The sequence below is a fragment of the Pseudoxanthomonas sp. LjRoot125 genome, from assembly GCF_964252705.1.
Lineage (GTDB): Bacteria > Pseudomonadota > Gammaproteobacteria > Xanthomonadales > Xanthomonadaceae > Pseudoxanthomonas_A.
On sequence record NZ_CAXUOY020000002.1, the window covers coordinates 160,535 to 184,306 of the forward strand.

Genomic DNA, 23,772 nt, shown 5'->3' on the forward strand with positions numbered 1-23,772 from the left:
CGCAGGTTGGTATGCACGATTCCGTGCGGGAGCGCATGTTTTGACGACGGATTCCACGATGATCGCCGCGGATGCGGCCCCGTTCATCTTTCCGACACGCGTCTATTGGGAAGATACCGACGCCGGTGGCGTGGTCTACCACGCGCAGTACGTCGCCTTCCTGGAGCGCGCCCGCACCGAATGGTTGCGGGCCCGCGGGCATCACCAGGAGCAACTGCGCCAGACCCACGACCTGGTGTTCGCTGTCCGTGCGATGCGCCTGGATTTCCTGCGCCCCGCGCGGCTGGACGACCTGCTGCAGGTGACCGCGCGCATCCACCAGTGCAAGCGGGCCAGCGTGGTGTTCGCCCAGACGATCGAGCGCGACGGTGAGCGGCTGCTCACCGCCGAGGTCAAGGTCGCGGCGCTGAGCGCATCCGGGTTCAGACCCGTTGCGCTCCCCGATACGTTGTACGAAGAGTTCCGCCGGCTGGAGACACCCGGCCCACCGCTTTAACCGACACGCAAGACAACACGAGAATCGAGGAACGACGGATGATCGCAACGCTGCTGGCCTTCCAGGACACCGTGGTGGAGGCGCTGCCGCCGGAGACCGCTGCCGCGGCCGCCCAGGCGACCGCCGAAACCGTGCACAGCGGGATCAACTACATCGACCTGATGCTCAAGGCCAGCCTGCCGGTCAAACTGATCGTGCTGTTGCTGCTGGCCGGTTCGCTGATCAGCTGGATCATCATTTTCCGCAAGGCGCGGGTGTTCAAGACCGCCAACCGCGACGCCGACGAATTCGAAGGCCGGTTCTGGTCCGGTGCCGAACTGCACAAGCTCTACGCCGGCGCCGCCGACCGCAATCGTGTCGTCACCGGGCTCGAGGCGATCTTCGAAGCCGGCTTCCGCGAGTTCACCCGCCTGCGCGACAAGCGCGGACTGGACGGGCGCGCACAGCTCGAGGGCGCGCAGCGCGCGATGCGCGTGACTTACACGCGCGAGGTCGACCAGTTGGAACGCAACCTGGAACTGCTCGCCAACATCGGCTCCACCGCCCCCTACGTCGGCCTGGTGGGTACCGTGTTCGGCATCATGGTCACCATGCACGACATGCTCAACAGCGGTGAGCAGGCCGGCATCGCAGCGGTGGCGCCTGGCATTTCGGAAGCGTTGTTCGCGACGGCGATCGGCCTGTTCGTGGCGATTCCCGCGGTGTGGGCCTACAACCGCTTCACCACGCGCGTCGAGCGCCTGTCGGTGCGTTACGAAAGCTTCGCCGAGGAATTCAGCTCGATCCTGCAGCGCCAGAGCTCGGGCGAGTAAGCGGAGCGCCCCATGGCCGGAAGCATCTTCCATCGCAAGCGCCGCAAGCTGAAGTCCGAGATCAACGTCGTGCCGTACATCGACGTGATGCTCGTGCTGCTGATCATCTTCATGGTCACCGCGCCGCTGCTGACGCTCAGCGTCGACGTCAAGCTGCCGTCTTCGAACGCCAAGGCGGTCGAGACGCGCAACGAACCGATCATCGTCATCGCCTATCCCGACGGCCGCTTCGGCCTCAAGCTGCCTGAAGCCAAGCAGCCGGAAGTGCTGGACGCGGCCGGGCTCGAGGCCAAGGTCGCCGCGATCCGGGGCGAGCAGGGCAACGAGCTGCGCATCATGGTGGCCGCCGAAGGTTCTGCGCCGTACCAGAAGGTGCTGGATGCGATGGACGTGCTCCGCCGCGCCAAGGTCAGCAACGTCAGCCTGATGACCAACGCGGGTGGCAATGCACGCTGACGTCGCCCCGCGCCATCCGGCCCAACGCGACGAAGGGCTGGGCAGGGCGGTCGCCTGGGCGGTCGGCCTGCATCTGTTGCTGGCCGTGCTGCTGATCGTGTCCCCGCTGCTGACGTGGGACCGGGACCGCCTCAATGCAGCCGGCGCACCGACGATGGAAGCCACGCTGGATGCTTCCGCCGCCGACCAGCGCGCGGTCGAACGCGCGCTGGACTTCACGCCTGCACCGATGCCCGAGCCCGTGGAAGAGCCGGCGCCCGAGGACACCGTGCCGCCGCCGCAGCCGATCCCCGAGCCCGCCCCGCAGGATGCGCCGGTCGAACGCCAGGCCGAGGCGCAGGAGCGCGTGCCCGTTCCCGACACCACCGAGCAGGACGAGGCGCGGCTGGACGCGATCTCGCAGGAAAAGGCGCGCCAGGAGCAGGAAGCCAAGCGCCGCCAGGAACAGATCGACCTGACCGAACGCAAGCGCCAGGAGCAGGCCGAGCAGCAACGCCGCCTCGCCGCGCAACAGGAAGAAGACCGCCAGAAGCGCATTGCGACCGAGGCGCAGCAGAAGGCCGAGGCCGACAAGAAGCGGCTGGAGGAAATCCGGCGCCAACGCGCCCAGGCGTCGCGCGAAGCCCAACTGGCCGAACAGAAGCTGCGCCAGCTGGCCGATGCGCGTGCGCGCCAGGCGGCGAGCGCCAACCAGTCCCAGTACAGCCAGCCCGCCGCTCCGGCCGGAAATGGCGGTACGGACGAGGATCTTCGCGGTCGCTACGCCGCTGCGATCCAGGAAGCAGTGCTCCGGCAGTGGACCCGGCCCGAATCCGTGCCCGTCGGGACCCGTTGCAAAGTGGTGATCCGCCAGTTGCCTGGCGGAGAAGTCGTCAGTGCCGAAGTCCAGCCGGGCTGCGCAATGGATGCCGCGGGCCAGGATTCGGTCGAGCGCGCGGTGCTGAAAGCCCAGCCGCTGCCGTATCGTGGCTACGAATCCGTGTTCGCCCGCACCCTGACCTTGAACTTCGAGGCCCGGGACCGCTGACTTCACGCGGCGTTTCGGCGCCCCTCGTTCACAATTGTTAAAACGTTCACGCGGAGACTGGTATCCCTTTCCAGCCCCGCCCAACCGCAGAGTTGCCGTGCCCATGATGAAGTCGCTGCGCTGGTTCGCCCTGGTTCTCTTCACGCTCGCCCCGGCCCTGGCCGCTGCCCAACAGCAGGGTCTGGAGATCGACATCATTGGCGGCAACGCCTCCGCGCTCCCGATCACGGTCGTTCCGATGCCCTACCAGGGCTCGGCCGCTGCGCCCCCTACCGACGTCGCCGATGTGGTCCGCTCCGACCTCGAACGCTCCGGCGCCTTCCGCACCTTGCCGGAAGCCAGCGTCACCGAACGTCCGACCCGTGGCGGAGAAATCCAGTACCCGACGTGGCGCGCGCTGCGCCAGGACTACATCGTGGTCGGCCGCGTAGCGGATGCCGGCGATGGCAGCTACCGCGTGGAGTACGAGCTGTTCGACGTGGCCAAGCAGGAACGCATGCTTGGCCTGGCGATGACCGCCCGCGCCAACGCCATGCGTGACGTCGCCCACCAGATGGCCGATGCCATCTACGAGAAGATCCTCGGCGTGCGCGGCGCGTTCTGGACCCGCATTGCCTACGTGACCGCCGCCGGCACCGGCAAGGCGACGCGCTATGCGCTGATGGTGGCCGATTCGGACGGCTACAACCCGCAGACCGTGGTGCGCTCGGCCGAGCCGCTGCTGTCGCCGTCGTGGAGCCCGGATGGTCGTCGGCTGGCGTATGTCAGCTTCGAAGGCGGCAACTCGGCCATCTACATCCAGGACATCTCCACCGGTGCGCGCGAGAAGGTGGCCAGCTTCCGCGGCATCAACGGCGCGCCGTCGTTCTCGCCGGATGGCCGCCAGTTGGCGCTCACCCTGTCGCGCAGCGGCAACCCCGAAATCTACGTGATGGACCTGGGCAGCCGCTCGCTGCGCCAGCTGACCAATACCTCCGCCATCGACACCGAGCCGGTGTGGAGCGCGGACGGCGGCACGATCTACTTCACTTCCGACCGTGGTGGCCGCCCGCAGATCTACCGCGTCGCTGCCGCCGGCGGCAGCGCCAGCCGCGTGACCTTCGAAGGCACCTACAACGCGACCGCGAGCATCTCCTACGACGGCAAGAGGATCGCCGTGGTGCAGGGCTCGGGCAACAACTACCGCATCTCCCTGATGGACAGCAGCCTGGGCGGCGCCCGTTGGTCGTCGCTGTCGCCGGGCTCGCTGGATGAATCGCCGAGCTTCGCCCCGAACGCCAGCATGGTGCTCTATGCGGCGCGCGAGGGCGGGCGGGGCGTGCTGTACGCCGTCTCGGCGGATGCGCGCGTACGCCAGCGTCTGGTCGTGGCCAATGCCGACGTCCGCGAACCGGCGTGGTCGCCTTATCGCACTGCGCGTTAAGTTTGTGTCTACAATACTGAACCCCTGATCCCCCTGTTCCAACGACGCAAGGAATGACCATGAACAACACCACCCGTGTTCTGATGCTGTCCCTGATGTCGGTCGCTGTGCTGGCCGGCTGTAAGAAGGACGTCAAGCCGACTCCGCCGGCCGATACCACCACCACGACGCCGACCACCCCGACCACCCCGACCACCTCGGGCGTGTACGGCCCCGGCGACCTCGACACCGACGCCTGCCTGCGCCAGCGCGTGGTGTACTTCGACCTCGACCAGGACGCCCTGAAGCCGGAGTTCCAGGCCATCATGGGTTGCCACGCCAAGTACCTGCGCGACCGTCCTTCCTCGCGCATCTCGCTGGAAGGCCACGCCGATGAGCGCGGCAGCCGCGAGTACAACCTGGGCCTGGGCGAGCGCCGCGGCAACGCCGTGAACTCGGCCCTGCAGGCTGCCGGCGGTTCGGCCAGCCAGCTGACCGTGGTCAGCTACGGCGAAGAGCGTCCGGTCTGCACCGACTCCAGCGAGTCCTGCTGGTCGCAGAACCGTCGCGTCGAGATCGTGTACACGGCGAAGTAAGCCGTCGTCACCACGATGATCGCGAAGAAGTACATGCTGGTCCTCGCGGCGGCCCTCGTGGCCGCCGCACCCGCCCACGCGCAGCGCGTGAGCCTGGCCGACCGCGTCGCGGCGCTGGAAGCGAAGGCCAACAACCCGCAGCAGAACCTCGATCTGCTCAACAAAGTCACGCAGCAGGAATCCGAGCTGCGCGAACTGCGGGCGCAGCTGGAGCAGCTGCAGAACGAAAACGAGCAGCTCAAGCAGCGCAACCGTGACCAGTACCTGGATCTCGACGGCCGCTTGAACCGCCTGGAAGGCGGTGCTGCACCCGCAGCCCCCGCGCCCGCCACGACGACTCCGCCGCTGGGTACCGCCCCGAAGCCGGCCACCGCGCCGGCGCCCGCCGCCACGACCGAACGTCCGCCGAGCGTGCATGGCGACATGGGCGCGATGTCCGCGACCGGCGACGAGCGCACCGCCTACAACGTCGCGTTCGACAAGCTGAAGGCCGGCGACTACGCCGACGCCGCGCAGCTGTTCACCAGCTTCCTGCAGATCTATCCGACCGGTGTCTATGCGCCCAACGCGCTGTACTGGCTGGGCGAGAGCTACTACGTCACCCAGAATTACGCGCTGGCCGCGGACCAGTTCCGCGCGCTGCTGGCGCAATACCCGACCCACGACAAGGCACCCGGCGCACTGCTGAAGCTGGGCCTGTGCGACTACGGGCTGGGCAAACTGCCCGAAGCCGAGCGCACGCTGGGCGAGGTCATGGCCAAGTACCCGGGCACCGACGTCGCCCGCACGGCCGACGACCGCCTGCGCGCCATCCAGCTCGGCCGCCTGCGCTGAGTCGCTGTGTCCGGCGCCCGTAGGGGCGACCGGTTCGACAGGGCGTATCATGCGCACCCCATGAACGACGCCGCCCGCCCCAGCGAGATCGTCCAGTCGCCGCTGGAACGTCTCAAGATCACCGAAATCTTCCTCTCGCTCCAGGGCGAGGCGAATGCGGTCGGCTGGCCGACGGTGTTCGTGCGCCTGACCGGCTGCCCGCTGCGCTGCCAGTACTGCGACACCGCCTACGCCTTCCACGGCGGGCAATGGTGGGAGATCGACGACATCGTCGCCGAGGTCGCGCGCCAGGGCGTGCGGCACGTCTGCGTGACCGGCGGCGAGCCGCTGTCGCAGAAGCGCTGCCTGCTGCTGCTGCAGAAACTTTGCGATGCCGGTTTTGACGTTTCGCTGGAAACGTCCGGCGCCATCGACATCGCCGGCGTGGACCCGCGGGTGTCGCGCGTGGTCGACCTGAAGACACCGGGCTCGAAGGAAATGGCGCGCAACCGGCTGGATAACCTGCCGCTGCTGACCGCGCGCGACCAGGTGAAGTTCGTGCTGTGCGGACGCGAGGACTACGAGTGGGCGCGCGGCATGCTGGCGGAACATCGCCTGGCCGAACGCTGCGACGTGCTGTTCTCGCCCAGCAAGAGCGAGCTCGATCCGCGCGACCTGGCCGACTGGATCGTCGCCGACCGCCTGCCCGTGCGCTTCCAGATGCAGCTGCACAAGCTGCTGTGGAACGACGAACCGGGGCGCTGACGCAGCGCCTGCGGTAGCCTACCCATTACCTCACGAAGCACCACTCCATGAAGAATGCCGTCGTCCTGTTGTCCGGAGGGATGGACTCCGCCGCCGTCGTCGCGATCGCCCGGGAACAGGGCTTCGCCGTGCACGCGCTCAGCGTGCGCTATGGCCAGCGGCACACTTCCGAGCTCGACGCAGCCGCGCGCGTGGCGCAGTCGCTCGGCGCCGTCGCGCACAAGATCGTGCATGTGGACCTGCGCAGCATCGGCGGTTCTGCACTGACCGACGATATCGACGTGCCCGAGGCCGGCGGCCCTGGCATTCCCGTCACCTACGTGCCGGCACGGAACACGATCATGCTGTCCGTCGCGCTTGGCTGGGCCGAAGTGCTGGGCGCCAGCGACATCTTCTGCGGCGTCAACGCGGTGGACTATTCCGGCTATCCGGATTGCCGTCCGGAGTTCATCGATGCCTTCGAGAAGCTCGCCAACCTCGCCACCAAGGCGGGCGTGGAGGGCGCCGGCCTGCGGATCCATGCACCGCTGCTGCGCATGAGCAAGGCCGACATCGTGCGCGAAGGCCTGCGCCTGGGCGTGGATTTCTCCCAGACCGTGTCGTGCTATCAGGCCGACGCGGAAGGCCGCGCCTGCGGGCACTGCGATGCCTGTCGCCTGCGTGCCGCGGGCTTCGCCGACGCGGGCGTACCGGACCCCACGCATTACGTGTGAATCGGGCGGATTTCGTCCCTCGCGGGCGATGCGCTAGAATGCGCGTCCCGGTGCAAGGCCGGGATGCGTTTCCGGGCCGTTAGCTCAGTCGGTAGAGCAGAAGACTTTTAATCTTTTGGTCGAAGGTTCGAATCCTTCACGGCCCACCAAACATTCGCTGCCTGCGAACCGTGTCCTTCGGCGATCAGCCTTGATCGCGTTCGTGGGGCAGGTACATGCACCACAGCGTCGCGCCTCCCATCGTCCCACGACCGGCTTCGACGAATCCCGCGCGCTCGTAGAACCTGACGTTCGACGGCGCTGCCGTCTCGAGGTACACGCCATGGGAGAGTCCATCGGCGGCGGACAGGTCGCGGAACGACGACAGCAGGCGCATGCCGATGCCATGGCCATGCAGGGCCGGATCGACGCCGATGACGCCCAGGTAGTAGTGCGGCACGGCGGGGGCGTGCGCTGAGGCAATGCCTTCGTAGATCGCCATCCGGTCGGTCAGTCCGGGAACGGACCTCTCGAAGCCTTGCCAGTCTTCGGCGAGGTCGGCAGGCCATGCGGGCGGGGCGGTGGTGTAGCCCATCACCATGCCGTGGATGTCGGCGCTGTTGCGTGCGACGAGGACCGGCATGTCGAGCGCGATACGCGCGCGCATCAACAGCGAGAAAAAACGCGTGAGGCGTTCCCGGTACGCAGGTCCTGTCTGCAGCAGGAAGCCCGTGATCGGATCGTGGGCGAAGGCATGGGTCAGCCGGTCCACGGTCTGGACCAGATCGGCAGGCGTCGCGCGCGTGATCTCCATGACGTCGGATGGCCTGGTGGCGGAATGCCGGAAGTGGCTTGTATGCCACATCCAGCGCGCGATGGGTCGACCGTCCGGCTGGGCGCCGGCCGCCCCTGAGGCGCTACTGCCCGGTAAAATGCGGCGCCAACCTTTGCGGGTGCTTCCGGCGCCCCCATATCGAGGTCCAGGGTGGGCTGGCCGATGCCGCGACGTTCTCCGTCCCCCACGCCCTCACACGATCGACTTTCCCCAGGTGTTCCCATGACCAATCCGTTGCTCGACTTCTCCGGCCTGCCGCGTTTCGACGAGATCCGCGCCGAGCACATCGCGCCCGCCATCGACCAGTGGCTGGCCGAGGCGGAAGCCGCGGTCGCCACGGCCGAAGCCGTCGCACCGGTGACGTGGGAGACCTTCGTGGTGCCGCTCGACGATGCGACCGAGCGCCTTGCGCGTGCCTGGAACCAGGTGACCCACCTGGAGGCGGTGGTGAACACGCCGGCGCTGCGCAGTGCGTACAACGCGCTGCTGCCCAAGGTGACGCGCTTCTGGAGCGCGCTGGGGCAGAACCTGGCGCTTTACCGCCAGTACCGCGCGTTGGGCGACGCGCCCGAGGCCGCGCTGTACGACGATGCGCGGCGGAAGGTGCTGGAGAACGCGCTGCGCGATTTCCGCCTGGGTGGCGCGGAGTTGCCCGAGGCGCAGAAGGCGCGCTTCGGCGCGGTGAAGGAAGAGCTCGCCGGTCTGTCGGCGAAGTTCTCGCAGAACGTGCTGGACGCCACCGACGAGTACGAGTTCTGGATCAAGGACAAGCAGCACCTCGGCGGCCTGCCGTCCGACGTGGTCTCTGCGGCGCGCGCCGCTGCCAAGGCCGACGACGAGCCCGGCTGGAAATTCACCCTGCAGATGCCGTGCTACCTGCCGGTGCAGACCTATGCCGACGACCGCGCGCTGCGCGAGACGCTGTACCACGCCAACGCGGTGCGCGCCTCGGAACTAGCCGACAACGAAGCGCTCGACAACTCCGCGCTGATCGACCGCATCCTGGCGCTGCGCGCCGAGCTGGCGTCGCTGCTGGGCTTCCCCAGCTACGCGGCGTATTCGTTGGCTACCAAGATGGCCGATACACCGGACGAAGTGCTGCATTTCCTCCGCGACCTGGCCGCGCGCGCCAAGCCGCATGCGCAGCGCGACCGCGCTGAGTTGGAAGCCTTCGCAGGCGAACACCTCGGACTGGACACGGTCGAAGCCTGGGACCTGGCGTACGCCAGCGAAAAGCTCAAGCAGGCGCGCTACAGCTTCTCCGCGCAGGAAGTGAAGCAGTACTTCACCGAACCGGCCGTGCTGAAGGGCTTGTTCGGCGTGATTGGCGACCTCTACGGGCTGCGGGTGGAGCAGGACACGGCGCCTACCTGGCACCCGGACGTGCGCTTCTACCGGCTGGTGGATGGCGCGGGCGCGCTGGTGGGCCAGTTCTATCTGGATCTGTACGCGCGCGAGGGCAAGCGTGGGGGTGCGTGGATGGACGATTGCCGCAACCGTCGTACGACGGTGCGCGGCGAGCAGACGCCGCTGGTCTACCTGGTCTGCAATTTCGGCAAGGGCGTGGACGGCAAGCCGGCGACCTTCAGCCACAACGACGTGACCACGCTGTTCCACGAAATGGGGCATGGGCTGCACCAACTGCTCACCCAGGTCGGCGAACTCGGCGTGGCCGGCATCAACGGCGTGGAGTGGGATGCCGTGGAGCTGCCCAGCCAGTTCATGGAGAACTTCTGCTGGGAATGGGCGCGCGTGCAGGCGATGACCGCGCACGCGGACAGCGGCGAACCCTTGCCGCGCGCGTTGTTCGACAAGATGGTCGCGGCGAAGAACTACCAGAGCGGCATGGCCACGGTCCGGCAGTTGGAGTTCGGCCTGTTCGACATGCAGCTGCATAGCGGCTTCGACGCTGCCGGCGATACGGTATTGGCGCTGCTCGATCGGGTACGTGCCGAGGTTGCCGTGAACCTGCCGCCGGAATGGAACCGCTTCCCCCACCAGTTCAGCCACATCTTCGCGGGCGGCTATGGGGCGGGCTACTACAGCTACAAGTGGGCCGAAGTGCTGAGTGCGGACGCCTACGAGGCGTTCGAGGAGGCACCCGACAAGGTGGCCGAGACGGGTGCGCGCTTCCGCCATGAAATCCTGGCCCGCGGTGGCAGCCGCGGCGCGGCGGAGAATTTCAGGGCGTTCCGGGGCCGGGCGCCGCGGATCGACGCGCTCCTGCGCCACGCCGGCATGGCGGGTTGAGCCCCTTGCGGCGGGTCCGGGATGGCCAATCCGGGCTCCCGAAGCGGGTTTGACCGTGACTGTAAACGTTTTCATAATGGCTCCCCCGTAACACCCGCGTTCCCGGGAGGACCGCTTACATGCCGCATCAGCGCAGGATCGAAGGACTGATCGCCGAGATGACGCTGGACGAGAAGATCGGCCAGCTGGGCGCGTTCGCCGATGCGCTGCGGCCGTTCGCCTTCGAGGTCAACCCGGAGACGTTCGCGCGCGATGCCGAGCAGGTCCGCCAGCAGATCCGTGCCGGTCGCGTCGGCGCCCTGTTCAACGGTGTGGGTGCGGCGGAAGGCCGCGAGGCGCAACGCATCGCGGTGGAAGAAAGCCGACTCGGCATCCCGCTCTTGTTCGGTGCCGACGTCATCCATGGCATGCGCACCGTGTTTCCGATTCCGTTGGGCGAAGCGGCCAGCTTCGAGCCCGACCTGGCCGAGCGCACGGCGCGTGCCACCGCGAAGGAAGCCACCGCGACCGGCATCCACTGGACGTTCGCGCCGATGGTGGACATCGCGCGCGACCAGCGTTGGGGCCGGGTGGCGGAAACGTCGGGCGAGGATGTGCACCTGTCGTGCGAATTCGCCGCGGCCCGCGTGCGCGGTTTCCAGGGCGAGGACCTGACCGCGCCCGATTCGCTGCTCACCACGCCGAAGCATTTCGCCGCCTACGGCGCGATCTCCGCCGGCCTGGACTACAACTTCGTCGACATGGCGCCGCAGACGCTGCGCGATGTGCACCTGCCGCCGTTCAAGGCCGCCCTCGATGCCGGCGCGCTGACGTTGATGAGTTCGTTCAACGACATCAACGGCGTACCGGCGTCGGCCAGCCGCGAACTGCTCACCGACATCCTGCGCGGCGAGTGGAAGTTCGAAGGCTTCGTCGTGTCCGACTACACCTCGGACCTGGAACTGATCGCGCACGGTTATGCGGCCGATGAGGCCGATGCCGCGCAGAAGGCGCTGTCGGCCGGGTTGGACATGAGCCTGCAGAGCGGCGTCTACGCCAACCACGTGGCTGCGCTGGTCGAGCAGGGCAGGCTTTCGCTGGCCGAGGTCGATGAAGCCGTACGCCGCGTGCTGCACGTCAAAGCCGCCGCTGGCCTGTTCGACGATCCGTATCGTTGTCTGGATGCCACACGCGAAGCGGACCAATCGCACATCGAGGCGCATGATGCGCTGGCGCGCGATTGCGCGCGCCGTTCGATCGTCCTGCTGAAGAACGAAGGCGACGTGCTCCCCCTGAAGAAAGCCGGCCAGCGCATCGCGTTGATCGGTCCGTTCGCGCAGGACACCGCCAACCTCGGCGGCTGCTGGAATATCTTCGGCGATGCCTCGCGCATGGTCGATCTGGAAACCGGCCTGCGCGCAGCGCTGGAGGATCCGTCCGCGCTCGTCGTCGTGCCGGGCAGCGGCATCGAAGACACGATCGAGGGTGGCATCGACGCCGCCGTCGCGGCCGCGCGCCAGGCCGATGTCGTCTTGCTGGCCCTGGGCGAGCCGCACGAATTCTCCGGCGAGGCGCAGTCGCGCACGCAGATCGTCATCCCCGCCGTGCAGCAGGCGTTGGCCGAGGCGGTCGCCGCGACCGGTACGCCCGTCGTCGTCGTGCTGCGCAATGGCCGTGCGTTGGCGCTGGAAGGTGCCGTGCGCGATGCACAGGCGGTGCTGGTCGGCTGGTTCCTCGGTACGCAGACCGGCCCGGCGGTGGCCGACGTGGTGTTCGGCGACTACAACCCATCGGCGCGCCTGCCGGTGAGCTTTCCGCAGGACGCCGGCCAGCAGCCGTATTTCTATAACCATCCTGCGACCGGCCGTCCCAACGTGCCGGGCACCCCGCGTTTCTTCCAGACCCGCTGGCGCGAAGTCAGTCATGCCGCGCTGTATCCGTTCGGCCATGGCTTGTCGTACACGCGTTTCGACTACGGCGTGCCGCAGCTCGACACCGCACAGCTCGGCTGGGACGACACGTTGACGATCCGCGTGCGCATCACCAACAGCGGCGCGCGTGATGGCGAGGAAGTCGTGCAGCTTTACCTGCGGGACCGCACTGCCAGCCGCGTGCGGCCGGTGCGCGAGCTGAAGCGGTTCCAGAAGATCGCGCTGGGTGCCGGGCAGTCGCAGGATGTCGTGTTCACCCTGGCCCGAGCGGATTTCGCATTTCACGGCGTGGACAACCAGCTCGTGGCCGAGCCCGGCCTGTTCGACCTGTGGGTCGCGCCGTCCGCGACCGCGGGCGATGCGGTGCAGTTCGAATTGCTCGCTCCCTGATCCGGCATGTCGATTCCCGAAGGCGCCGCCGCCGATGGCGGCATGACCGCGGACGCGCCCGGTGTGCGTGAGCGCATCGCCACGCGCATCGCCTTCTTCATCGGCGGTTTCGCGGTGTCCGCCTGGGCGCCGCTGATTCCCTTCGCCAAGCGGCGCCTCGCGCTGGACGACGCGCAACTCGGCCTGATGCTGCTCTGCCTCGGCGTCGGCTCCGTGATGATGATGCCGCTCGCCGGTGGCCTGGCCGCGCGGTTCGGTTGCCGGCGCGCGATCCTCGCGGCTGGCATCGTGATCGCGCTGTGCATGCCGGCGCTGATGCTCGCGCCCTCGATTCCGGTGCTCGCGGTGACGCTGGCCGTGTTCGGCGCCAGCGTGGGCGTGCTGGACGTGGTGATGAACGTGCAGGCGGTGATCGTCGAACGCGCGAGTGGGCGGGCGATGATGTCTGGCTTCCATGGCATGTACAGCGTCGGCGGCATCGCCGGTGCCGGCGGCGTGGCGGCTGCGTTGGCGTTGGGCGCGACGCCACTGGTCGCCATCGCGTGCACCGCCGTGCTGGCCGCCTTACTGCTGGCGATGGCGCGCAGCGGCCTGCTGGCGCAAGGCGGCGAAGGCGACCAACCGGCGTTCGTGCTCCCGCGCGGCCGCGTGTTGCTGGTGGGCGCAGTCTGCTTCGCGATGTTCCTGTCCGAAGGCGCGGTGCTGGACTGGAGCGCGGTCTTCCTCAGCACGGTGCGCCAGGCGGATCCCGCCACCGCTGGCTTCGGCTATGTCGCTTTCGCGGTAACGATGACGCTCGGCCGCCTGACCGGCGATCGCATCGTGCAGGCGTTGGGCGCATTCCGCGTGGTGGTCTGCGGTGCGCTGGTCGCCGCCGCGGGATTCACCCTGGCCATCCTGTCCACATCGCCGATGGCGGGCCTGGCGGGATTCGCGCTGGTCGGTGCCGGTGCGGCGAACGTGGTGCCGGTGATGTTCTCGGCCGCCGGGCGCCAGCGCGACATGCCCACCCACCTGGCGGTGGCTGCGGTAACGACGATGGGCTATGCGGGCGTGCTGCTGGGGCCGGCGGCGCTGGGCTTTGTCGCCAAGGCGACATCGTTGCCGATGGCGTTCGGCCTGCTGGTCGCATTGCTGCTGTGCGTGGCCGGCGCTGCGCGCCAGGCGACGCGCAGCTGAAGAAGGCGGATCAGGGGCGCGGCGCGCCCCGCATCATCGGTCCCGGGCCATAACCGGGACCGTAGTAGTAACCGGGCCCATCGGAACGGCTGACGTTGATGTCGAGGTTGAAGGTGCGCGGCTTGCCTTCGTCGTTGTACGTCGTCTTGCACAGGTTGAGGTTGGCCGCGTTGTAGGTGCTGCGGCCATGGCCCTTGCTGTATCCGATGCCGGTGGTGATGCTGCCGGACACGCCATCGCCGTCGTCATCGCCGTACCAGGCGCAAGGATCGGTCGGCGCCTCGGCTTGCCGTCCCTTCGGCGTGGCGACCTGGCGATCGCCGTACCAGGTGCCTGGCGCGTCGTTCGCATAGGTGCTGGCGTTGGGCAGGGCGAGATCCAGTGCCTCGGCGCTCTGCTGCGCCCACGCCGGCGCGGTCATCAGGGCCAACAAGGCGAACGGCAACGTCTTCATGGAAGCTCCTGGAGAGGGCGTGTCGGTGGGGGCACCTGCACCGCACGCTAGCAGCCGCGGATTGAACGCCGGCTGATGCGTGGCCGGCTGCCGCAGGAACGTCAGCCCGCGGCGCCCAGGGCTTCCAGCACGCGCTCGCCGTAACGCGCCAGCTTGGCGCCGCCGATGCCACCGACCCGCGCCAGATCGTCGAGCGTGGCCGGCTGTTGTTCGGCGATGTTGCGCAGCGTGCTGTCGTGGAAGATGACGTAGGCCGGCACGTTCTGCTCGCGCGCCAGTTGCGCGCGCAGGTCGCGCAGGGCCTGGAAGCGGGGCAGGTCGACGACCTCCACGGCCACGCCGCTGCGAGGGCTGCGGTCGCGTTCGCGACGTTCGCGCTGCTCCTTGCGCAACTGCAGACGGCGCTCGCCCCGCAGCACCGCGCGGCTGCCCTCGGTCAGGCGCAGGCTGCCGAACTCGGCCTCCACCTCCAGCAAGCCGCAGGCGACAAGCTGGCGGAACACGCTGCGCCAAGCAGTGGCATCCAGATCCTTGCCGATCCCGTAGGTGGTCAGGTGGTCGTGCCCGCACTGGCGAATGCGCTCGCTCTCGCTGCCGCGCAGCACGTCGATCACGTGGTTCACGCCGAAGCGCTGGCCGCTGCGGTACACACAGCTCAGCGCCTTCTGCGCAGACTCCGTGGCGTCCCAGGTTTCGGCCGGGCTCAGGCAGTTGTCGCAGTTGCCGCAGTCGTGCGGGTACACCTCGCCGAAACCGGCCAGCAGCACCTGCCGGCGGCACTGAGTGGATTCGCAGTAACCCAGCAGCTGGTCCAGCTTGCGTCGCTCCAGGCGCTTGCGCTCCTCGCCGGCTTCGCCCTGCTCGATCATCTGCTTCAGCAGCACCACGTCGCCCAACCCATAGCAGAGCCAGGCTTCGGCGGCCTCGCCGTCGCGGCCGGCGCGGCCGGTTTCCTGGTAGTAGCCTTCCATCGACTTGGGCAGGTCAACGTGCGCCACGAAGCGCACATCGGGTTTGTCGATGCCCATGCCGAAGGCGATCGTCGCCACCATGACGATGCCGTCCTCGCGCAGGAAGCGCCGCTGGTTGTGCGCGCGGATCTCCGCATCCAGGCCAGCGTGGTAGGGCAGGGCATTGAAGCCCTGTTCGGCCAGGTAGTCGGCGAACTGCTCGACCCGCTTGCGCGACAGGCAGTAGACGATGCCGGCTTCGCCACGGTGCTTGCGAAGGAAGTCCCTCAGCTGGTGGCGGGCGTTGTCCTTCTGCACCACGGTGTAACGGATATTGGGACGGTCGAACGAGCTGACGAATTTCTCGGCCTCGACCAGGTTCAGCCGCTCGGCGATCTCCCGCTGGGTGGGCGGGTCCGCGGTAGCGGTCAGCGCGATGCGCGGCACGTCGGGCCAGCGCTCGTGCAGCAGGGTCAGTTCCAGGTATTCGCGACGGAAGTCGTGGCCCCAGGCCGACACGCAGTGGGCTTCGTCGATGGCGAACAGCGCGATCCGGCTGCGGTCCAGCAGCGACAGGAAGCGCCCCGTCAGCAGCCGTTCCGGCGCCACGTACAGCAGGTCCAGCTCGCCGCGCAGCAGGGCCTGCTCGACCTGGGCGGCTTCGTCGGCGGCCAGTGAGGAGTTCAGGAACGCCGCGCGCACACCCAACTGGCGGAGCGCGTCCACCTGGGCCTGCATCAGGGCGATCAGCGGCGAGACGACGATGCCGGTGCCCTCGCGCAACAGCGCCGGCACCTGGTAGCACAACGACTTGCCGGCGCCCGTGGGCATCAGCACCAGGGCATCGTGGCCGGCGGCGAGGTGTTCGACGATGGCCTGCTGGTGGCCACGGAAGGCGCTGTAGCCGAAGACGCGCTGCAGCGTTTCAAGTGCGGGGGACGACATGGGTACAGGATACCGCGACGGGCCCCGGCGGCCCTGCGCGATGGACGCGCCGCGGGGTCGGAATTCTCCGGCCATGAACGCAGACGCCCGGCCGAAGCCGGGCGTCCAGGCCGCCACGAGGCGCGTTACTGGAGCAGCGAACGCAGCATCCAGGCGTACTTCTCGTGGGTCTGCAGGCGCTGGGTGAGCAGGTCCACCGACGGGTCGTCGCCGGCGTCGTCGGCCACCTTCAGCACCTTGCGGGCCGTGCGGCAGACCGCTTCGTTGCCGACGGTCAGCTGGCGGACCATTTCGCGCCAGTCGGCGCTGTCGGTCAGGCCGGGCTCTTCCGGGATCGAGGTCAGGCTGACGAACTCGCGGTACGAGCCGGGCGCGTTGTAACCCAGGGCGCGGATGCGCTCGGCCACTTCGTCCAGTGCCGTCCACTGCTCGGTGTACTGGGTCTCGAACATGTTGTGCAGCGAGTTGAACATCGCGCCGGTGACGTTCCAATGGAAGTTGTGGGTCTTCAGGTACAGCGTGTACGCATCGGCCAGGTAGCGCGACAGGCCGTCGGCGATCTTCTTGCGGTCGCCCGTGCTGATCCCGATGTCGATGTTGGGCGCGGTCGGCGCCGAGGGGATGGGCGCGGTGACGGCCGGGGCCTTGGCCGGCTTGGACTTCGTCTTGGCCATGCGGATTCTCCTGAGGGTGGGTTGAAGCGGCACAATAGACACACTAGAACATGTGGCGTGAGCAAAAAGTTTCAACCGCTTGCTGAAGAATGAATATCCCTCGTGACCCATCCCCTGCCTCCCCCGACCGCACCGCCCTCGAGCAGGGCCGGCGTGCGCTCGACCGCGCGCTGAGCCACGACCGCGGCCGCCTGCACGGGCTGTGGTCGCGCTGGCAGGGCAAGCCCGCGGATGCCGGCGCGCGGCAGGCCTTCGAACAGGCATTGACCGCGTCGATCGCCGCCCGCGAGCGCCGTCAATCGACCGTGCCGGCGGTGACGCTGGATGCGTCCCTGCCGATCGCACGCGAAGGCGAGCGCATCGTCGAACTGATCCGCCACCACCAGGTGGTGGTGATCGCCGGCGAGACCGGCTCGGGCAAGACCATCCAGCTGCCCAAGCTCTGCCTGGCGGCCGGGCGCGGCGTGGCCGGCATGATCGGCTGCACGCAGCCGCGCCGGATCGCCGCGCGCGCGGTGGCGCGACGCGTCGCCGAGGAATTGAAGACGGAGATCGGCCGGGGCGTCGGCTTCCAGGTGCGCTTCAACGACCAGGTGGGCGACGACACCCACATCAAGTTCATGACCGACGGCATCCTGCTGGCGGAGATCGCCAGCGACCGCTGGTTGTCGGCCTACGACACGATCATCGTCGACGAGGCGCACGAACGCAGCCTCAACATCGATTTCCTGCTCGGCTACCTGAAGCAGCTGCTGCGCAAACGCCGCGACCTCAAGGTCATCGTCACCTCGGCCACCATCGACACCGAGCGCTTTGCGAAGCACTTCGACGATGCGCCGGTGATCAGCGTGGAAGGCCGGACGTATCCGGTCGACGTGCATTACCGGCCTCTGGAGGGCGAGGGTGGCGGCGACGAGGAAGGCCGCGCTGGCGACCGCACCGTCAACGACGCCATCGTCGGCGCCATCGACGAGATCACCCGGCAGGATCCGCGCGGCGATGTGCTGGTGTTCCTGCCGGGCGAGCGCGAGATCCGCGATGCGCACCAGTCGCTGGAGCGCCGCAAGTATCGCCAGACCGAGGTGCTGCCGTTGTACGCGCGCCTGTCGAACCAGGACCAGGACCGCGTGTTCAACCCCGGTCCGAACCGGCGCATCGTGCTGGCGACCAACGTGGCCGAGACATCGCTGACGGTGCCGCGCATCCGCTACGTGGTCGATCCCGGCTTCGCGCGCGTCAAGCGCTACAGCCCGCGCAACAAGCTGGACCGCCTGCACATCGAGCCGATCTCGCAGGCCAGCGCCAACCAGCGCAAGGGTCGCTGTGGCCGTATAGCCGAAGGCATCTGCTATCGCCTGTATGCGGAAGCGGATTTCCAAGCGCGCGCGGAGTTCACCGATCCCGAAATCCGGCGCTCGAGCCTGGCCGGCGTGATCCTGCGCATGCTGCAGCTGGGACTGGGCCGGATCGAGGATTTTCCGTTCCTGGAAGCGCCCGACGAACGCGCCGTCGCCGACGGCTGGCAGCAGCTGGCCGAGCTGGGAGCGATCGATGGCGATCGCCGCCTGAGCGCCATCGGCAGGCAGATGGCGCGGCTGCCGGTGGACGTGAAGCTGGCGCGCATGCTGGTCGCCGCGCAGGCCGCCGGCTGTTTGCGACCGATGCTGGTGATCGCGTCGTTCCTGGGAATCCAGGATCCGCGCGAACGTCCGGCCGATGCGCGCGGCGCGGCGGACACAGCGCATGCCCAGTTCGCCGATGGGCGCTCCGAGTTCGTCGGCGTGCTGCGCCTTTGGGACGCGTATCGGCAAGCCCACGAAGACTTGACCCAGTCCAAGCTGCGCGACTGGTGCGGTCGCCATTTCCTCGGCTTCCTGCGGATGCGCGAGTGGCGCGAGCTGCATCGACAGTTGCGCCTGCTCTGCGAAGAGCTGGGCTGGAAGGAAGAAGACGCCGATGCCTCCCTGTCGCCGCTGCTGGCCGGCAGCCGTGCGCCGGTTGCCGTGCGCGATGATGCCGCAGCAGTGAAGGCGACCCGTGGCCAGCTGCATCGCGCGGCACGATTGGCCCGCGAAGGAAAAGCCGAAGCCGCACCGGCGCCGGTGGCCGCGCGCGCCCAGAACGACCAGGCGCAGGACGGGGGCTACAGCGAGCGGCAGCGCGCCAACGCTTACCAGGCCCTGCATCGCGCGCTGGTCGCCGGCCTGCCGACGCAGATCGGCCATCGCACCGAGAAGGGCGACTACCAGGCGCCGCGCCAACGCCGTTTCCTGCCGTTTCCCGGCTCGGCGCTGTCCAAGCGCCCGCCCCCGTGGCTGCTGGTGGCCAATCTGCTGGACACCCAGAAGGTGTGGGGCATGACGCTGGCCGCGATCGAGCCGGACTGGGTGATCGCCGAACTGCCGCATTTGCTGCTGCGCAAGCATTTCGATCCGCATTGGTCGCGTGCGCAGGGCCAGGTGCTGGCATCCGAGCAGATCAGCTTGTTCGGGTTGGTGCTCGCGCCGAAGAAGCCCGTGCACTACGGCCGTATCGCACCGGTCGAGGCGCACGACATCTTCGTCCGGCAGGGATTGGTCACCGGCGAGGTCAACACGCGCGCCGGCTTCGTCGCCGACAACTTGAAGACGCTCGAACAGGCGCGCGAAGAAGAGGCCAAGCTGCGCCGCGCCGGCCTGGTCGCCGACGACGATTGGCAGGCGCGCTGGTACCTGGACCGCGTGCCGCCGGAGATCCATTCCGCGGCCGGGCTGGATGCCTGGTGGAAGACGCTGCCGGCTGACAAACGTCGCGCGCTGCACTGGTCACTGGTAGACCTGCTGCCGGGCGAAGGCAGTGAGGAAGACAGGTTTCCGAAGTACTTCGCCCTCGGCGATGCGCGGCTGCCGCTGCACTACAAGTTCGAGCCGGGCGCGACCGATGACGGCGTGACACTCGACGTGCCGCTGCACCTACTCAACGCACTCGATCCTGCGCGCCTGTCATGGTTGGCGCCCGGCTTCGTCGCGGACAAGGCTTCGGGCCTGATCCGCAGCCTGCCGAAGGCGATGCGGCGCAACTACGTGCCGGCACCGGATTTCGGGCGTGCGTTCTTCGAAGCCTTCCCGAAGCCGAGCGCCGACGACATCCGCGGTGAACTGGCGCGCTTCCTGTCCCGGGCGACCGGGGTGCCAGTGGCCGCGCTCGATTTCGATGAAGCCGCACTGGAACCGCACCTGCGCATGAACCTGCGATTGCGCGAAGACCCGCGTGGCGGAGGAGAGGGACGGGTGCTGGCCGAATCGCGCGACCTGGATGCGCTGCGCGCACGCTTCGGTGCGAAGGCGGGACAGGCCTTCGCGGCACGGGCCGGTCGCGAGATGGCCGCCACCGGCCTGCGCGATTTTCCGGCGCAGACCATCCCGCGTGAGGTTCCCGGTGAGGCCGGCGTGCCGGCCTATCCGGCGTTGCGGGACGACGGCGATACGGTTGCATTGCAGGTGTTCGCCGATCGGGCCGAGGCGAATGCCGCGCATCCCGGCGGCGTGCGCCGCTTGCTGGAGATCGCGCTGACCGACAAGGTGAAGCAGGCGCGCAAGCAGCTGCCGGTATCGCCCAAGACCGGCTTGCTCTACGCGGCCATCGAATCGCAGGAGCGGCTGCGGGGCGATATCGTCGATGCGGCGATGAACGCCGTTCTCGCCGAGGGGCTGGAGGCGATCCGTGACCGTGCAGCGTTCGAGCAACGCCGCGACGATGCCGGCAAGCGGCTGTTCGGCGAAGCGATGGAGCGGTTGAAGCTGGCCGAGGCCATCCTGTCCGCGGTTGCAGAGCTCAAGCCGCAGTTGGAAGCGCCATTGATGGGCTGGGCGCGCGGCAACCTCGACGACCTGCGCGCGCAACTTGCAGCCCTGGTGCATCCGGGCTTCCTGCGTGAGACACCTGCCGACGCCCTGGCGCAACTGCCGCGCTACGTGAAGGCAATGCGGCTACGCGCCGAGCGCGCAGTGCGCGACCCGACCCGCGACCAGGCCCGCATGCTGGAAATCAAGCCGTTCGCCGACGCGCTGGCGCAAGCGGTGGAGGAAGGCGTCGCCGGATCGGTGGACTGGCAGGCTCTGCGTTGGGACCTGGAGGAGCTGCGCGTCTCGATGTTCGCCCAGGAGCTGGGCGCGCGCGCCGGCATTTCACCGAAGAAGCTCGCGCAGCGCCTGCAGGCGCTGCGCGGTTGACAACGTTTACTTGATGCGACGCACCTTGGCGGCCGTGTTGTAACCGTCGATTTTCAGGAACCAGTTGTTGAACAACCCGGGCTTGATGGTCACGGCCGGGTTGGTCTTGCGGACGCCGGACAGGCTCGCGGGCTCGATCTGTTCCCACACCTGTCCGTTGGCCAGCGTGTAGCGGTTGCCTCTGGCGAAGCCCTTGAACTCGCCATCCAGCGTGCTGCTGATGGGTTCGTCCGAACCAAAATCGAAGAAGCCACGGTTCTCCTGCTCGACCCGTTTGCGCGTGTCCGCCTGGGCCTGTGCCACGGCGGTCTGCGTTTCCTGCCGCGCCTGTTCCACGGCGCGCGCGGTCTCGGAACCGACCTTCCGGTTCAGCCACGCGCTGAGCGCCGAGAGTTCGGCATCGCTGAGTTTGTCCAGGCCGGCGGCCTTGAACTCTTCCGCCGTCATCGATGCGCGCAGGTCGGCGAACCGTGCATCCGAAGCGGCGTCCTGCGCGAATGCGAACAGCGGGGCGGTCAGCAACACGAGGGATAGAAACAAGCGGCTCATCTTCATGGTTGTTCCTGCGGGCGACTGGCCGGTAGTGTAGTCATTCCGGCGGCGCTTGACCGCCTCGCTCCCTTGCCATGGTGTCCCCCGTTCACGACATCGCCACGTTGCTGCGAAGGCCGGCCCTGCAGGTGCTGCCAGCCCCGCTGCGGGACGCGCTCGCCGAAGCGGCGACACGCGAGGGCGCGGATGCCGGCATGCCCGATGCGCCAAGCGTGGCAGCCGACACACTGGATACGCTCGTCGCGCTGTCGGCGGACGGGGATGTCCTCGTGGCGGCGCTCCTGTATGCGATTCCTGCCCTGCAGAAGGCGGCCCCGGCAGGCAAGCCGTCCGCGGGCCTGGCCGATCTCCTGGAAGGCCAGGCCGCCGCAGCGCAGGTCTGGGCGTTGCATGCGGAACAAGCGCGCGGCGCGAATACCGAAGGGCTGCGCCGGCTCCTGCTGGCGATCGTGCGCGATCTCCGTGTGGTGCCGATCCTGCTGGCGCGCCAGTTGGCCCGCATGCGGGCGGCGGGCAGCCTGCCCGAAGACCAGCGACAGGCCCTGGCGCGGCTTACCCGCGACATCCATGCGCCGCTGGCCAACCGCCTGGGCATTTGGCAGCTGAAATGGGAGCTCGAAGATCTTGCATTCCGTTACCTGCAGCCGCAGACCTACAAGCAGATCGCGTCCCAGCTCGATGAGAAGCGCACCGGCCGCGAGCGCTACATCGCGGCGGTGATCGGCAGCCTGCAGGCGGCGTTGGCCGAGCACGGCATCCAAGCCGAGATCAGCGGCAGGCCGAAGCACATCTACAGCATCTGGCGGAAGATGCAGCGCAAGCAGGTTTCGTTCGACGAGCTTTACGACCTGCGCGCGGTGCGCATCGCGGTAGGCGACGTGGCCTCGTGCTATGCCGCGCTAGGTATCGTGCACGCGCTGTGGGCGCCGATTCCCAGCGAGTTCGACGACTACATCGCACGCCCGAAGGCCAATGACTACCGGTCGCTGCATACCGCCGTGGTCGGCCCGGAGGGGCGCACGCTGGAAGTGCAGATCCGGACGCACGAGATGCATGCGCAGGCCGAACTGGGTGTGGCCGCGCACTGGAAGTACAAGGAGGGCAAGGCGGGCGGCGACGCCTTCGATCGCAAGATCGCGTGGATGCGCCGGCTGCTCGACAGCGCCAGCGATGCGCAGGGCGACAGCTCGCTGGCCGGCGACCTGGATGCGGAACTGGTCGAGGATCGCGTCTACGCGCTGACGCCGAAGGGCGAGGTGGTGGACCTGCCGCAGGGCGGCACCGTGCTCGATTTCGCTTACCACGTGCATACGATGGTGGGCCACCGCACACGCGGTGCGAAGGTCAACGGCCGCATCGTCCCGCTGAATCATGTGCTGGTCAGCGGGGACCGGGTCGAGATCATGACCTCGAAGGAGCCCGAACCGCGCCGCGACTGGTTGCTGCCGGCCAATGGCTTCCTCGCCAGTGGGCGTTCCCGCGACAAGGTGCGTGCGTGGTTCCACAAGCTGGATCGCACGCGCAACCTGCACGCCGGTCGGGAGTTACTGGAGAAGGAACTCAAACGTCTGGGCCTGCACCAGGCAGACCTTGCGGGCGTGGCGAAGAAATTCCATGCCGAGAGCATCGACGATCTGTACATCCAGGTCGCGCTGGGCGACGTGGGGCCGCACCAGGTGGGCCGTGCGCTGCACGAAGAGCAGCGTGCCGCCGCCGAGCCCGACGTCGCCGCGTTGCCGGTCCGCAGGCCGCCGCGCAAGGTGGCCGCGCCCGGCAAGTCGAAATTCACGGTCGAAGGCGTCGGCAACCTATTGGTACAGCTGGCCCGTTGCTGCCAGCCCGTTCCCGGCGAGGCCATCGCCGGCTACCTCACCCGTGGGCGCGGCGTCACCGTGCATCGCACGGACTGCCCTTCGTTCGTGCGGCTCGCGGCCATCAGCCCGCAGCGCGTGCTGCCGGTGGAGTGGGGCCAGGCGGGGGGTGGTTACGAAGTCGATGTGCAGGTCACGGCGATCGACCGCAAATGGCTGCTCAAGGACATCACCACCCTGATCGCGCAGGAAGAGGCCAACGTGCTGGAGATCAACAGCCAGGGCAACCGTGCCAGCGGTCGCGTCCACCTGCGCCTGCGCTTGAAGGTGGCTGATTTCGGCCAGCTTTCCACCCTGTTGGGCAAGCTCGACGCGCTGCCGGGCGTGGAAGACGCACGGCGTTCAGGCTGAGCCGCTATCCTGCGGGAGTGACCCGCGAAGACCGCCCCGACGACGGCCGCGATCGCCGCATCGAACCGCGCATCGACTGGACGCGCGTGATCGCGGCGGCCCGTACGCAGCACGAAGATCACGCGCCCACCTTGCGCGATC

19 protein-coding genes and 1 tRNA gene are annotated in these 23,772 nt (G+C 68.2%); 15 read left to right on the forward strand and 5 right to left on the reverse strand.

All coding sequences use genetic code 11. From position 1 onward, the window contains the following. Positions 1-58: 58 nt before the first annotated feature. The 10 genes from ybgC to ACSION_RS16355 all read left to right on the forward strand — a co-directional run bounded on the left by ybgC (position 59) and on the right by ACSION_RS16355 (position 7,229). The gene (gene ybgC, locus ACSION_RS16310) at positions 59-496 is read left to right on the forward strand and encodes a tol-pal system-associated acyl-CoA thioesterase (protein ID WP_435306858.1); all 438 of its coding nucleotides are present in this window, start codon (positions 59-61) and stop codon (positions 494-496) included. A 38-nt stretch (positions 497-534) separates the two neighbouring features. After that, the gene (gene tolQ / locus ACSION_RS16315) at positions 535-1,308 is read left to right on the forward strand and encodes a protein TolQ (RefSeq protein WP_093487632.1); all 774 of its coding nucleotides are present in this window, start codon (positions 535-537) and stop codon (positions 1,306-1,308) included. A 12-nt stretch (positions 1,309-1,320) separates the two neighbouring features. Then, positions 1,321-1,764 (forward strand): ExbD/TolR family protein, encoded by a 444-nt coding sequence (locus ACSION_RS16320; protein WP_093295958.1) that lies wholly within the window; start codon positions 1,321-1,323, stop codon positions 1,762-1,764. Continuing rightward, positions 1,754-2,791 (forward strand): cell envelope integrity protein TolA, encoded by a 1,038-nt coding sequence (tolA, locus tag ACSION_RS16325; RefSeq protein ID WP_435306859.1) that lies wholly within the window; start codon positions 1,754-1,756, stop codon positions 2,789-2,791. The genes ACSION_RS16320 and tolA overlap by 11 nt, the downstream gene beginning before the upstream one ends. Before the next feature lie 103 nt (positions 2,792-2,894). Then, positions 2,895-4,214 (forward strand): Tol-Pal system beta propeller repeat protein TolB, encoded by a 1,320-nt coding sequence (tolB, locus tag ACSION_RS16330; RefSeq protein ID WP_435306981.1) that lies wholly within the window; start codon positions 2,895-2,897, stop codon positions 4,212-4,214. Between the two features lie 59 nt (positions 4,215-4,273). Continuing rightward, entirely contained in the window at positions 4,274-4,789 is a 516-nt protein-coding gene (pal, locus tag ACSION_RS16335) for a peptidoglycan-associated lipoprotein Pal (protein WP_093489535.1), read from the forward strand. Between the two features lie 15 nt (positions 4,790-4,804). After that, positions 4,805-5,623 carry a tol-pal system protein YbgF gene (gene ybgF / locus ACSION_RS16340; protein WP_435306860.1) on the forward strand — a complete coding sequence of 273 codons (819 nt, stop codon included), beginning with the start codon at positions 4,805-4,807 and terminating at the stop codon, positions 5,621-5,623. Between the two features lie 60 nt (positions 5,624-5,683). Then, a complete protein-coding gene (gene queE / locus ACSION_RS16345; protein ID WP_435306861.1) occupies positions 5,684-6,367 on the forward strand; it encodes a 7-carboxy-7-deazaguanine synthase QueE in 684 nt (227 codons plus the stop codon). Between the two features lie 47 nt (positions 6,368-6,414). Then, positions 6,415-7,080, forward strand: a complete 666-nt coding sequence (queC, locus tag ACSION_RS16350) for a 7-cyano-7-deazaguanine synthase QueC (protein ID WP_435306862.1) — start codon at positions 6,415-6,417, stop codon at positions 7,078-7,080. A 73-nt stretch (positions 7,081-7,153) separates the two neighbouring features. Continuing rightward, a tRNA-Lys gene (locus ACSION_RS16355) sits at positions 7,154-7,229 on the forward strand. Between the two features lie 35 nt (positions 7,230-7,264). Here ACSION_RS16355 and ACSION_RS16360 read toward each other — a convergent pair. Then, positions 7,265-7,726, reverse strand: a complete 462-nt coding sequence (locus ACSION_RS16360) for a GNAT family N-acetyltransferase (protein ID WP_435306863.1) — start codon at positions 7,724-7,726, stop codon at positions 7,265-7,267. A 390-nt stretch (positions 7,727-8,116) separates the two neighbouring features. Between ACSION_RS16360 and ACSION_RS16365 the strand changes: the two genes are divergently transcribed. The 3 genes from ACSION_RS16365 (at position 8,117) to ACSION_RS16375 (ending at position 13,623) form a co-directional block, all read left to right on the forward strand. Next, positions 8,117-10,144, forward strand: a complete 2,028-nt coding sequence (locus ACSION_RS16365) for a M3 family metallopeptidase (protein ID WP_435306864.1) — start codon at positions 8,117-8,119, stop codon at positions 10,142-10,144. A gap of 119 nt (positions 10,145-10,263) precedes the next feature. Continuing rightward, positions 10,264-12,444: a glycoside hydrolase family 3 N-terminal domain-containing protein gene (locus ACSION_RS16370; RefSeq protein ID WP_435306865.1), complete on the forward strand. Its 2,181-nt coding sequence runs from the start codon at positions 10,264-10,266 to the stop codon at positions 12,442-12,444. Positions 12,445-12,486: 42 nt separating this feature from the next. After that, on the forward strand, positions 12,487-13,623 hold the full coding sequence (locus tag ACSION_RS16375; protein ID WP_435306982.1) for an MFS transporter: 1,137 nt from the start codon (positions 12,487-12,489) through the stop codon (positions 13,621-13,623). Positions 13,624-13,633: 10 nt separating this feature from the next. On the opposite strand, the gene ACSION_RS16380 is transcribed toward ACSION_RS16375, so the two are convergent. The 3 genes from ACSION_RS16380 to ACSION_RS16390 all read right to left on the reverse strand — a co-directional run bounded on the left by ACSION_RS16380 (position 13,634) and on the right by ACSION_RS16390 (position 16,646). Then, a complete protein-coding gene (locus ACSION_RS16380) occupies positions 13,634-14,077 on the reverse strand; it encodes a hypothetical protein (RefSeq protein WP_435306866.1) in 444 nt (147 codons plus the stop codon). 101 nt (positions 14,078-14,178) lie between these two features. Beyond that, a complete protein-coding gene (recQ, locus tag ACSION_RS16385) occupies positions 14,179-15,972 on the reverse strand; it encodes a DNA helicase RecQ (protein WP_435306867.1) in 1,794 nt (597 codons plus the stop codon). Between the two features lie 125 nt (positions 15,973-16,097). Next, complete coding sequence (locus ACSION_RS16390) at positions 16,098-16,646, reverse strand: Dps family protein (RefSeq protein ID WP_093487607.1); 549 nt, start codon at positions 16,644-16,646, stop codon at positions 16,098-16,100. Positions 16,647-16,735: 89 nt separating this feature from the next. On the opposite strand from ACSION_RS16390, the gene hrpA reads away from it, so the two are divergent. Further along, positions 16,736-20,857, forward strand: coding sequence for an ATP-dependent RNA helicase HrpA (gene hrpA, locus ACSION_RS16395; protein WP_435306868.1), 4,122 nt, complete (start codon positions 16,736-16,738; stop codon positions 20,855-20,857). A 6-nt stretch (positions 20,858-20,863) separates the two neighbouring features. Here the strand turns inward: hrpA and ACSION_RS16400 are convergent, their stop codons facing one another. After that, positions 20,864-21,412, reverse strand: coding sequence for a hypothetical protein (locus ACSION_RS16400; protein ID WP_435306869.1), 549 nt, complete (start codon positions 21,410-21,412; stop codon positions 20,864-20,866). A 71-nt stretch (positions 21,413-21,483) separates the two neighbouring features. On the opposite strand from ACSION_RS16400, the gene ACSION_RS16405 reads away from it, so the two are divergent. Continuing rightward, positions 21,484-23,631 (forward strand): RelA/SpoT family protein, encoded by a 2,148-nt coding sequence (locus ACSION_RS16405; RefSeq protein ID WP_435306870.1) that lies wholly within the window; start codon positions 21,484-21,486, stop codon positions 23,629-23,631. Positions 23,632-23,772 lie beyond the last annotated feature (141 nt).